Consider the following 12,346-nt stretch of genomic DNA (forward strand, 5'->3'; position numbering starts at 1 on the left):
GGAAGGAGGCCTTCACGGACTTCTAGGTTTGAGGCTTCCGACGTGGGTTGGTCGTGAGTGGCGTTTCGGGTTCTATAGAGGGTCAAGGCAAACGTGGCGTATTCGGGCGGGGTGGTGGCTTGGGTGACGCGGCGCCGTACTCGCGTGCTTGGAGCCGGATCTCGCGTGCTTGGAGGCGTAACACCCGAGTGCGGGGTCCAGGCAACAGGCCCGCCCGCAACCACGACACGTTTGCGGTAGTTGCACGCGCAAGTACCGCATTGAGAGGACGAAACGCTAGATCGTCGGGACGCGTCGCAAGAGGTTCCGCAAGCCCTCGGCGTCCAGGAGATCCGCCGGGCGGACGGTCTTGTCGTGTTTCACGAAGTGGAACGCCGCCCGCACCTTCTCGACCGGCACCTTCTTGAGTGCCGCCCACGCCAGCCGGTACGCCGCGAGCTGCACGGCCAGCGGCGCGAGCCGGTCTTTCTCCGGCACCGCGCCGGTCTTCCAGTCGACGACGGTCCAGCCGCCGTCGGCGTCCGCGAACACGGCGTCCATCCGCCCGCGCACGGTCACGCCGACGACGTCGGCCGAGAACGGGACCTCGACCGCGTGCGGCACCCGGTTCGCCCACTCGCTCTTCTCGAACGCCGTCTGCAGTGCCTCCAGCTCGGAATCCGGCGCCTCGTCGACGTCCGCCGCGCCCGGCAGATCGTCGATCTCCAGTAGCTGTTCGCCGCCGAACCGCTTCTCCAGCCAGCCGTGGAACGCCGTCCCCCGGCGCGCGTAGGTGTTGGGGCGCACCGGAAGCGGCCGCCGCAGCCGCCTGGCCAGCGCGGCCGGGTCCGCCGACAGTTCCACCAGCTGGCTCACCGAAAGATGCGGCGGCAGCACGACCTGCTGGACGCGGTTCTGTGCCCGCGCACGCTCCTCCAGCAGCACCTTGGTGTCGGAGATCCAGCCGTCCGGATCCTCCTCTTCCTCGACGTCCTCTTCTTCGGCGTTCTCCATGACCTCGAGCACCATGTCGACGCCGTTGGTCACGCCCTCGCGCCGCGGCCACAGCGGATCGACGGGCCATCGCGACCGGCGGGAGTCGGTGACCAGCGGGTTCTCCTCGTCGCCGTCGGGCTCGTCAGCCCAGTGCTCGATCCGGCCGACCGAGTTGCCCCGCATCACCTCGCCGATTTCGAGCAGGAACTCCGAAGGCCCCTTCGGCCGCGCGCTGCTCTCGTTCCACCAGTGCCCGGAAACGAGCAGTGTGTGCTCGGAGCGGGTCAAGGCGACGTAGCAGAGCCGCCGCTCCTCGTCCGCCTCCCGCGCCACGAAGCCTTCTTCGTGCAGTTCCAAGGCTTCCTGGACTTCCTTGCGGTCATAGCCCTCGGAGAGCCGCAGCTCCGGCAGGTCCTCGGAGTCACCGCGCAGCGCGGCCGGAAGCGAAGTCGACGTCCGCAGCCACGAAGACGAACGCCGCCTGCCGGGAAAGACTTCCTTGACCAGATGCGGAACCGCGACGATGCGCCACTCCAGTCCCTTGGCCGAGTGCACGGTCAGCACCTGCACCCGGTCCGGGACGACCTCCACTTCGCCGGGGGTGAGCCCGTCTTCCGCGTGCGCGGCGGTATTCAGATAGTCCACAAAGGACAAAAGGGTGGCCGTCGGCGAGGTTTCGGCGAAATCGGAGACGACGTCGGCGAACGCGTCGAGGTGCGCGCGGCCGACCGGCCCGGGGCGGGCCAGCGACTCGACGTCGAGCAGCATCGTACGTTCCACGTCGGCGACCAATTCGGGCAGCGACTGGTCGAGACGGCGGCGCAAGGCCGAAAGCTCGGCGCCCACGCGCCGGATTCGCCGGTACCCTTCCGGTGAATACCGTTCCGGCGTACCGGGATCGTCGATGGCGTCGACGAGGCCCGCCTGCTCGACCCGCTCGGTCACCAGCACTGGCTCGTCCACATCGGACTTCGTGGCCGACGGCTCCGGCGAGGAGAGTTCGCCCGCGCGCCGCCACAAGGCCGCGAGGTCGGCGGCCGCGATCCGCCAGCGCGCCCCGGTCAGCAACCGCGCGGCCGCGCTGCCCGCGAGCGGGTCGGCGAGGACACGCAGCGTGCTGACCAGGTCCGCGACCTCGGGTTCGTCGAGCAGGCCGCCGAGTCCGACGACCTCCACCGGCAGCCCGCGGGCCCGCATTTCGGCCGCGATCGGCGCCATGTCGGCGCGGCGGCGGACGAGGACCGCCGCCGTGGGCGGTTTTCCGGTCTCCTCCATGGTTTCGAACCAGCGCTTCGCCACCGCGTCGGCGACCCATTCGCGTTCGGCACGGACGTCCGGCAGCAACGCGGAGGCGATGTCGGCGGTCCCCGCACCCTCCAGCGCACGCAGCCGTGCGACGCCGAGTCCTCGCTCCCGCAACGGTTCCGAGATCGCGTTGGCGAGTTCCAGTACCTCGGGCGGGTTACGGAAACTGGTCAGCAGCCCGAAATCGAGTGCCGGGACGAGCCGTTCGCCGTTGTCGCGCGGGAAGTCCGTGGTGAACCTCGGCAGGTTGGCCGCGCTCGCCCCGCGCCAGCCGTAGATGGCCTGCGCCGGATCGCCCACCGCCGTCACCGGCATCGGCGGATGTTCGACGCCGCCGAACAGGGACCGCAGCAGGATGCGCTGGGCGTGCCCGGTGTCCTGGTACTCGTCGAGCAGCACCGCGCCGTACCGCTCGCGCTCGCCCGCGACCACCGCCGGATAGCTGCTGGCGAGCTGCGCGGCCAGTGACATCTGGTCGGCGAAGTCGAGCGCGCCCTCGGCCCGCTTCCGCGCGTGGTAGGCCTCGACCAGCGGCAGGAGCGCGAGCCGGAACCGTTGCGCCGTCATGACTTCGGCCAGTTTCTGCGGCAGCGCGGCGCGCTGCCCCTTGGCCCGCGGCGCGTTCTCGATGACCTCGCACAGCCACGACGTGTACTGCGCGAGCCGTTCGGGTTCGACCAGATGCTCACCCAGTTCCCCGGCCAGCGCCAGCAACTGCGCCGTCACCGTGGAGGGCACGCGATCGGTGTCGAGGTCATTGTCCCAAGTGGACACGACGCGATGTGAGAACTGCCATGAGGACGTCTCCGAAAGCAGCCGGACGCCGGGCTGGACCGGCAACCGCAGACCGTGTTCGGACAGCAGTCGCCCGGCGTACGCGTGATAGGTGAGCACCGTCGGCTCCCCGGCGGTCACCGTCATGCGCAGGTCACCGGTGGGGTCGATCCGGTCGAGCAGCCCCGAGCCGACGAGGCGGCGCAATCGGGTGCGGACGCGTTCGCCGAGCTGGCGGGCGGCCTTGCGGGTGAAGGTCAGGCCGAGGACGCGTTCCGGCGGTACGACGCTGTTGGCCACCAGCCACACCACGCGCGCGGCCATCGTCTCGGTCTTGCCCGCACCGGCACCCGCGACCACCAAGGACGGCTCGATGGGCGCGGCGATGACCTCGGCCTGTTCGTCGGTCGGGCTGTGCAGGCCAAGCGCGCGGGCGATCTCGCCCGGTTCGACCTGACGGCGCTGAAGAGCGGAGATCAAGGGCCGGTCACCTGCCTGCCCTCGGGCCGCAGCGGACAGCAACTCCTCGCCGGGCAACGATCACAGTCCGGATTCTCGGTGACGCCGTACTCCGGGCCGACGGCCGATCCGGCCGCCGAGCGCACCAGTTCGAGCCACTGCTTGCCGCCTTCCTCATCCAGCGGCGCCTGCTCACGCTGGGTGGAGCCCGTCTTGTTGTTGGACTTCGCGACGTAGACCAGCCGCGCGCCGCCGGGTTTCGAGCCACCCTCGACCGCGCCGAGCAGCACGGCCAGCTGGTACGCGGCCAGCTGCGGATGCTGTTCGGCGTCCGAGGCCGAGATCGGCACCTTGCCGGTCTTGATGTCGATGACGACCGGGCGGCCGTCCTTGTCCATCTCCACCCGGTCGACGCGGCCGCGCAGCAACACGCGGACGTCGCTGTTTTCCCCGTCGCCGACCGGAAGTTCGACCTCGATGTCCTGCTCGACCCCTGCCTCGATCAGCTCCTTGCGGCTGGTTTCCAGCCAGGAGATGAAGTTCCGCAGCATCTGTTCGACACGCGAACGCTCGCGGCGCGAGAACCACGGCGCTCCCGCGTCGACGCGCACCCACGCCTCGTCGAGGGCGGCGCGGATCTGCTCGTCACTGCTCCCGCCCGCGACCGCCTGCGCGAGGCCGTGCACCAGGGTTCCGGTGACGGCGGCCAGTTGCGCCGGGTCGCTGCCGCCGTGGCGCTCGATCAGCCACCGCAGCGGGCATTTGACCAGAACCTCCACAGTGGACGGTGAGATGCGGATGAGGTCGCCCGGTTTGTGCACCGGCTCGCCGGTGGACGGCTCCAGAAGGCCGTACCAGGTGCTCGGATGCGCTCCGGGCACTCCGGCGGCCGCCAGTTTCGCGAGCTGCCGGGCCGCGCGCTGCCGCCTTTCTGGCTCGCATGCCTCATCGCAGACGACTTCGCGCAGTTCGCCGACGAGTTCGGCGAGCACCAGCGACCGCTCGGCGGGTTTCATCCGCGAGTCGAGTCCGCCGTCGTCCGCGCCGTTCTCCTCCAGGTCGTCGATGAACCGCGAGGGCTGCTCGTCCTCCCCCGCGACCGCGCTGACCAGCAACGTCTTCCGCGCCCGGCTCGCGGCGAGGTAGAACAGGCGCCGCTCTTCGGCGAGGATCGGCGCGGTGGCGGACACCTTTTCGTCGTCGACGCCGGACATGAGGTCCACCAACCGTTCGACGCCGAGCACGGAACCGCGCAGCCGCAGATCCGGCCAGCTGCCCTCCTGGACCCCGGCGACCGACACGACCGTCCACTCGCGACCGGCGGCCGCGTGCGCGGTGAGCAGCGAAACGCCTTCGTTCTTCATGGCCGCAGGCGCCAGCGTGTCACCGGCGATGTTCTGCGCGGACAGGTAATCCGCGAACGAGGCGACACTCGCCCTCGGCAATCTGTCGACATAGCGACCGGCCGCGTCGAAGAGCGCGACGATCGCGTCGAGATCCCGATCCGCCTGCGAGCCCAGTGAACCGCCGCGATCGACCAGCCGCAGGAAACGCTGCTCCAGACCACTGGCCTGCCACAGCTCCCACAGCACCTGCTCGACGCCGTCGCCCCGCACCACGGCTTGGTGTGCCGCGTGCAGCAGGTTGCCGACGCGGCGCATCGGCTGGGCTTCCGCCTCCGCCAAACCGGTGAGGACGTCGTTGGCGCGCAAGGCTTCCACCAGCAACTCGTCGCTGGACCGCTGTCCGCTACCGGCGAGTTCCAGCCTGCGCAGACCGCGTCGCAGCCGTCGCAGCGCGAGCGGGTCCGCGCCGCCCAAGGGGGACGACAGCAGCATCTCGGCGAGGTCGACGTCGAGCAGCTCTGGATCGGCGGCGAGCCGCAACATCGCCAGCAACGGCCGGACGGCGGGCTGTTTCGCGAGCGGCAGTTCCTCGGTCGCCGAACCGATCGGCACCCCGGCCGCGCGCAGAGCGCGTTGCAGGACAAGGAAAGTACGAGCAGGCGACCGGACCAGCACCGCCATCTCCGACCACGGCACGCCGTCGACGAGATGCGCGCGGCGAAGCTGATCGGCGATCCAGCTCGCCTCGGCGGCCGGGGTCGGCATCAGGCGGACACGGACGGCGCCACCTTCGGCGTCCGGCGCGTCCACGAGCTTGCGCTGCGGCGCCGAACCGGGCAGCACGGAGCCGAGTTTCGTGACCGCCGTGCGGATCACCGGGGCGTGCCGATGCGCGGTGGTCAGCAGAACCGTGCGCTCGCCGTCCTCGTCGGCGTCGGCGAACAGCCGGGGATCCGCGCCGCGGAAGGAGAACACGGACTGATCCGGATCGCCCGCGACGACGAACTCGTCGGCCGCGTGCCCGATGAGCCGGATGAGCTGGGTCTGCAGCGGGTCGAGATGCTGCGCGTCGTCGACGAACAGGTGCCGGATCCGGCGTTGTTCGCGTTCACGCAGTTCTTCGTCGTCCTCCAGCGCCAGCAGCGCGGAAGTGACGAGTTCCGCCGCGTCCAGCGCGGGCGCGCTCGCGACGCCGAGCGCGTTGCCGCCCGCGCCTTGCAGCAGCGTCACCTCTTCGTACTGGCTCCAGAAGCGCCCGGCCGCGATCCACTCGTCGCGGCCACGCCGCCTGCCGAGTTCGACCAGGTCCTCCGGGCCCAGCCCGCGTTCGGCGGCGCGGAGCAGGAGGTCTCGCAGTTCTTCGGCGAAACCGGGCACGTTCAGCGCCGGCCGCAGCTGCTCCGGCCAGTCGAGCGCACCCGCTTCGAGGTCTCCGGCGAGCAGTTCGCGGACGACGACGTCCTGTTCGGCTCCGGCCAGCAGCCGGGGCGGCGGGAGGTCGTCGGTCTGGGCCTCCATCCGCAACAGCGCGTACGCGTACGAGTGCACGGTGCGCACGAGTGGCTCGCGGATCGTGCGGGGCAGCGGATCCTCTTCCGGGTCGGTGGTAAGCCGGTGGGTGATGTCGGCACGCAGGACGTCGGCCGCCTTGCGGGAGGTGGTCAGGATGAGCACGCTCTCCGGATCCGCGCCCTCGGCGATACGGCGGGAGGCCGCCGACGCCAGCAACGCCGTCTTGCCCGTGCCGGGGCCACCGAGGACCCGGCGGAAGCCGTCGGGGGCGGCCAGCAGGCGGCGGGCGCCGGAATCCCACTGGAAGGACGGCGTGCCGGTGACCGGCGTGCGGACCAGCCGCGCGTCGGTTCCTGCCGCTGTTCGCCGCCCGTTCACGCCCACGATGGAACCACGCCCCGCCGACACAACCTCGCAGCGGCACGGCAAAGTGGTCCCATGGATGACGAACTGCATGAGCGGGTGCGCGAGGTCATCGCGAGCGTGCCCGCCGGCTCGGTCGCGACTTATGGGGATATAGCGTCGGTTTCGGGTGCCCCGTCGCCGCGGCTGGTCGGGCGGATCCTCGGCGAGGACGGCCACGATCTGCCTTGGCACCGCATTTTGCGCGCCGATGGGACGCCGGCGCCGCATCTGGTCCACGAGCAGCTGGAACGGTTGCGCGAGGAGGGCGTAGTGACTGATGGCCAGCGCGTCGACCTGCGAAAATACCGGTGGCAGCGTGATCCCGCTGACGACGCTGGCTCAGCGGGTCTCTTTTAGGTTAGCCTCGCCTAATGAGTTTTATCGAGGCGGAGGTGACCGGTGTCCGGCGGCTCACCCCGCATATGAGCAGGGTGACCTTCTCGGGCGCGTCGCTGGTGGACCAGGCGCCTGACCAGTATCTGAAGGTGTTCTTCCCGCAGCCCGGCCAGGCGGAGCCCGTGCTGCCCGCTCCGCTGCGCGGCGACGAAGTGCTGTCCTGGTACCGGACGTACCTTGCGATGCCCGACGACGTCCGCCCGTCGATGCGTACCTACACCGTGCGCGCGCTGCGGCCGTCAGTGCGGGAGATCGACATCGACTTCGTGCTGCACGGCGACGAAGGTCCCGCCTCGGCGTGGGCTTCACGCGCTTCGGAGGGCGACAAGGTCGCGTTCCTGGGTCCGCACGGGCTCTACGACGTGCCTTCGGACACGACCTGGCAGCTACTGGTCGGTGACGAGACCGCGATCCCGGCGATCGGCGCGATCGTCGAAGCACTGCCCTCCGGAACGCGAGCGGTGGTCTACGTCGAGATCGGTGATCGCGAGGATCGGCAGGTCTTCGAAACGCAAGGGACGGTGGAGCTGCACTGGGTGGTGCGGGGTTCCGGCCCTGTCGGCGACGCGGTGCTCGAAGCCGTGCGCAAGGCGGACCTGCCGGGCGGGACGCCGTACGCGTGGATCTCGGGCGAGGCGAACATGGTGAAACTCGTGCGGCGGCATCTCGTGCGGGAGCGCGGAATCGACAAGCAGGCGATCTGCTTCACCGGGTACTGGCGACAGGGACTGAGCGAAGAGGCCGCCGGGCGGGAAGCGATGCGGCAGATCGAGAGCGGCGAAGTTCCGGCCGAGGAGGACTGACGACCTCCGCTGACCTGCGGGAAGAAAGCAAGGGACCTTTGCTCCCACTTACGTAGGCATGCTAACCAAGCGATAGCAAAGGTCCCTTGCTCGCGTCCGGCCCACAGCGATCCATAAAGGCCTCCTCACCTACCCTGAAGGCCAGGGTCCCGCCAAAGTCGCATAACCGCTGTTCGGCACCCCCGTCATAGCGCGGCGAGGCAAACGTGTCGTGGTGAAGCTGACGTGAGCGGGCTCGCACGAAACACTCCGTCCGCCTTCTCTGCACGATTTCGCGAGGGGGTCGTGAGTGATGTGGTCGTTCTCTTGAGAAGAAAGACAACCGTGTCGTGGTTGCGGGCGGGCCTTTCGCCAAGGTGAGGGGCAGGACGAAGGCGTAACGCGCGTGCTCAGAGACGGAACTCGCGTGCCTGGACCCCCCACTCGGGTGTGTTACGCCTCCAAGCACGGGTGTTACGCCTCCAAGCACGCGAGATCCGGCTCCAAGCACGCGAGTACGGCGCCACGTCACCCAAGCCCCCGAACACGCCACGTTTGCCTTAACCCTCCACAACCCTCATCAACACTCACGACCCCACACAGAAACGTACATAGGCACACAATCGGACACTCAATTGCCAGTAAATGTCCTTTGTGGACGCTGAAGCCCGGCTGCGTGCAGAATCAGGGCCTGCTCTACCTCGACTTTGCCGGGACCCTGGCCCTGAAGGTAGTGAAGGCCCGCTTCACGGACTCTGGGTCGCTCAAGGAATCCTTCACGGACCAGCGGGTCACCACACAAGCCACAGCAGCCCACTTCAGTGCGGCACCCAGAGCGTCACCCGGGTCCCCCGCCCCGGATGCGAGTCGATCGTCCCCCGCCCGCCGACCTCCGCCAGCCGCGCCATGATCGACTGGTTGATTCCGAAGCCGGGCGGCCGGTCCAGCATGCTGAAGCCAGCCCCTTGATCCCGCGCGATGACCGCGATGCCGCCTTCGCGCTCTTCGACGCGAAGCACGACCTGTTTCGTCCCGGCGTGCTTCACGGTGTTTCGGAGCGCTTCGCGAACGGCGTCGCGGATGGCGGTCCGGCGTGCGTGCGAGAGGCGGTAGTCCTCCTCGGTCTCGGCCGCGACGAGCTGGGTGCGAAGGCCGTCGCGCGCCATTTCGGTGGCGACCTCGGCGAGGTCCGCCGCGAGGCCGCGGGCCGACGGCGCATCGGGGCCGGTGAGTTCGCGCCGCAGTTCGGCGGCCTGCGCCCGCGCCGTCGCGCGCATCTCCGCGAGCCGCCGCACGGCCGCGGAATCGTCGTCGGGCGCCTCCATGCCCATCGCTTCCAACGTCTGCAGTACGGAGTCGTGCATGACCCGCTGAGTCCGCAGCCGCTCGGCGCGCTGCCCGCGACGCATCCCGATCCCCAGCGCGAACCGCGTCCCGACGCCGAGCAGGATCAGGATCCCCGCCGTGGTCACCATCGCCACGACGAGCGCGATCATGCAGCCCACCGAACGGCTCACCGCGAGCGGGTCGTCGATCGGGAGCCCGCCGATCCAGGTCAGGAACACCCGGAACGGGAGAGCCGCGATCAGCAACCCGAAAGCGGCGGGCAGCCCGAACGACAGTGTCCACAACGCCACCGTCCCGACCAGCCACGTCCACGCGACGTCGACGGCGAACGGCTGGATCTCGGCGGGCGCGGTCGCGGCCACGATCGTCGCGAGCACCACGCCCACCGCGAGATCGGCGTACATCAGCCGCCCGGACGTCTTCGCCCGGATGCCGCGGCCTCGGACCACCCACCAGACGGCGAAGACGTTCAGCAGTACCGCCAGGATCGTCGTGCTCAGCACCGGGACGATCGCGGCCGAACCGTTCGCGACCAGGAAACCGAGGTACACCTTGGGAAAGGCGGCCACGCGATAGAAGATCGGGCCGAGCGCGGAATAGCGGATCGCACGCATCAGCAGTGAATCGGCGGAATCCTCGCGATAGCGCCAATCGGGCACGGAATCGGGGTCGGGTGCTTCATCGGCCGGGCTGGCGCCCAGCACCGAAGAACCCTTTCGCAACATGGCGCGCACGAAGGTGACCGATTCAGACTCGGACATCCGCCGCCCTCCCGTGCGTCCGGTAGGTCGAGCCTGGCAAAGGGGATCATTCCCGTCAAGACGGCCGAATGCGCAGCTCCGCGACGAGAAGTTTCACCAGCGCGCCGAGTCGTTGCCGTTCCGGCTGGACGGTCGGTACGCCGGCGGCTTCCAGCGGCGCGGCGGTCACCGGTCCGACGCACGCGCACAACACCGGGCCCCGCAACGCGGCCAGGAATTCCTCGCGACGCGGTCCGGCCAGCGCGAGGAGATTCGTCGCCGCGGGCGCGCTGGTGAACGCCAGTGCGTGCACCCGCCCGGCGAGCACACTTTCGACGAGATCGTGCACAGGTTCGACGTTCTCCGGCGAAAGCCAGCGGTACGGCTGCGCCTGGACGACGTCCGCGCCGGACTCCCGCAGCAGCCCGGTGAGTTCGGGCAGCAGAGTGCCGTGCAGTTGAACGGCGACCCGCGCCCCACCAACCCCGGCGTCGCGCAAGGCCTCGAACAGCTCGGCGTTGCTCTCTTCCGGCGCGGAGAAGTCCTCACGAAGCCCCTCACCGCGCACCGCACCGGCCGCTTTCGGCCCGCGCACGAAGATCCGCGACGCGCCCAGCCGTTCCAGCAGCGGTTCACGCAGGCCCCAGCCTTCGGCGGCCGAGAGCCAGCCGCGGAATCCCGCGCCGGTGGTGACCGCGGTGAACCCGACCGGCGCGGCCAGCACGGCGTCCGTCGCCGCGCGCAGTTCGGTGTCGTCCGGCAGCGGGACGATGCGAATGGTGGGCGCGTGCAGCACGGTCGCGCCGTGCCGTGCCAAGGCCGCGACGAAGTCGTCGGCCCGCCGTTCCGCGGTGATCCCGATCGTGATGCCGTCCAGGTCAGCCATAACGCGCGCCCATCTTCCTGATTTCCTCCGCCAGCCGCTCGCGCAGTTCCGGCGGTTCGAGCACTTCGAGGTTGCCGCCGAACCGCAGCAGCTCGCCAACGGCCGGTTCTCCCGGTTCCACGGGGAGTTCCATCGTCAGCCAACCGTTTTCATCCGGCTCGGCGTCCGCTTCCCGCAAGGCCCGCACGCCGACCGCGCCCAGATAGAACGGCACCAGTATGCGGGCGAACTCGTTCAGCCGGACCACCGCCACTCGCGAGTACATCCGCTTCTCGAACTGCTCCGACCACTCGTGCCAGTAGCGCGCGAGGTCGAATCCGGACGGCCGTTCGAAGGTTTCGCCGAGATCTTCGAGCTCTTCGATGCGAGAAACCCGGTACGTCCGGTCGTTGCCATCGCACCGCGCCGCGAGATACCAGTTCCCCGCCTTGAGGATCAGGCCCAGCGGATCGAGAACGCGCTCCACCTTCCGCTGCCCCCATCGTTCGTAGCGGACCTTGATCCGCCGCGTATGCCACACCGCGTCGGCCAGTTCGGACAGTCGCGGCAGGCTCTCGATGCCGCGGTGCCAGCCCGGGACGTCCAGAAAGAACCGTTCGGAGACCTTGCTCGCCCCGGCGCGCAGTTCCGACGGCATGGCCGCGTGCAGTTTGAGCTGCGCCGCGGCGAGGACGGTGCCCAGCCCGAGTTCGGCGGCCGCGCCGGGCAGACCGGCGAGCGAAAGCGATTGCGCCTCCTCCTCGGTGAGCCCGGTCAGCCGGGTGCGATAGCCGTCGACCAGCTGATATCCGCCCGTGCGCCCGCGATCGGCGTACACCGGCACGCCGGCCGCGGACAGCGCCTCGACGTCGCGATAGACCGTTCGGACCGACACCTCCAGCTCGGCGGCCAGCTCCTCGGCCGTCATCCGGCCGCGGTTCTGCAGCAGAAGGAGGACCGACAGGAGTCTGCTCGCGCGCATGAATCCAGTATCGCCGAAAACCTGACATGTTCTGACAGGTTTGGCTGTCAGGGTGAGTCCCATGAACACGTTCGCCATGAAGAACTGGGAAGAGAACATCGTCAGCGGCGCCGACGGCGGACCGCGCGTCGCCTACGCGCACGCCACGCTCGCCTACAGCGGACTGATCGAAGGCGAGTCGATCGTCGACTACCTGCTGTACTACGCGGGTGAGGGCTACGACGGCGACGGGACGACCGCGCCGGGCTTCGAACGCGTCGAGGGCAGCGTGGACGGTCACAAGGGCAGCTTCGTGATCAAGCACGACACCGGCTTCGACGCGAAGGGCATCTCGTCGACGTTCTCGGTGGTCGAAGGCTCCGGAACGGGTGAACTCGCCGGGATCACCGGCACCGGTACCACCACGGGCGTCCTCGGCGAGCCGACGATGTCCTACACCTTCGACTACTCGCTTTAGG

The 12,346-nt window shown here is 69.4% G+C and carries 8 protein-coding genes; 3 read left to right on the forward strand and 5 right to left on the reverse strand.

Annotation, left to right across the window (positions count from 1 at the left end; translation table 11 throughout):
* Positions 1-276: 276 nt before the first annotated feature.
* Both ACZ54P_RS20975 and ACZ54P_RS20980 read right to left on the reverse strand, forming a co-directional pair.
* Complete coding sequence (locus ACZ54P_RS20975; RefSeq protein WP_465463229.1) at positions 277-3,534, reverse strand: ATP-dependent helicase; 3,258 nt, start codon at positions 3,532-3,534, stop codon at positions 277-279.
* A complete protein-coding gene (locus tag ACZ54P_RS20980) occupies positions 3,531-6,779 on the reverse strand; it encodes an ATP-dependent helicase (protein ID WP_465463230.1) in 3,249 nt (1,082 codons plus the stop codon). The genes ACZ54P_RS20975 and ACZ54P_RS20980 overlap by 4 nt, the downstream gene beginning before the upstream one ends.
* A gap of 30 nt (positions 6,780-6,809) precedes the next feature.
* Between ACZ54P_RS20980 and ACZ54P_RS20985 the strand changes: the two genes are divergently transcribed.
* Entirely contained in the window at positions 6,810-7,133 is a 324-nt protein-coding gene (locus ACZ54P_RS20985) for an MGMT family protein (RefSeq protein ID WP_465463231.1), read from the forward strand.
* 14 nt (positions 7,134-7,147) lie between these two features.
* Entirely contained in the window at positions 7,148-7,975 is an 828-nt protein-coding gene (locus tag ACZ54P_RS20990) for a siderophore-interacting protein (RefSeq protein ID WP_465463232.1), read from the forward strand.
* A gap of 797 nt (positions 7,976-8,772) precedes the next feature.
* Here the strand turns inward: ACZ54P_RS20990 and ACZ54P_RS20995 are convergent.
* The 3 genes from ACZ54P_RS20995 to ACZ54P_RS21005 are packed head-to-tail and all read right to left on the reverse strand — an operon-like array spanning position 8,773 to position 11,888.
* Positions 8,773-10,062, reverse strand: coding sequence for a sensor histidine kinase (locus ACZ54P_RS20995; RefSeq protein ID WP_465463233.1), 1,290 nt, complete (start codon positions 10,060-10,062; stop codon positions 8,773-8,775).
* A gap of 55 nt (positions 10,063-10,117) precedes the next feature.
* Positions 10,118-10,927 carry a uroporphyrinogen-III synthase gene (locus ACZ54P_RS21000; protein WP_465463234.1) on the reverse strand — a complete coding sequence of 270 codons (810 nt, stop codon included), beginning with the start codon at positions 10,925-10,927 and terminating at the stop codon, positions 10,118-10,120.
* Positions 10,920-11,888 carry a helix-turn-helix transcriptional regulator gene (locus tag ACZ54P_RS21005; protein WP_465463235.1) on the reverse strand — a complete coding sequence of 323 codons (969 nt, stop codon included), beginning with the start codon at positions 11,886-11,888 and terminating at the stop codon, positions 10,920-10,922. The genes ACZ54P_RS21000 and ACZ54P_RS21005 overlap by 8 nt, the downstream gene beginning before the upstream one ends.
* Before the next feature lie 61 nt (positions 11,889-11,949).
* Between ACZ54P_RS21005 and ACZ54P_RS21010 the strand changes: the two genes are divergently transcribed.
* Positions 11,950-12,345 carry a DUF3224 domain-containing protein gene (locus ACZ54P_RS21010; protein WP_465463236.1) on the forward strand — a complete coding sequence of 132 codons (396 nt, stop codon included), beginning with the start codon at positions 11,950-11,952 and terminating at the stop codon, positions 12,343-12,345.
* Position 12,346: the final 1 nt, after the last annotated feature.

This window comes from Amycolatopsis sp. NPDC034160 (assembly GCF_055575355.1).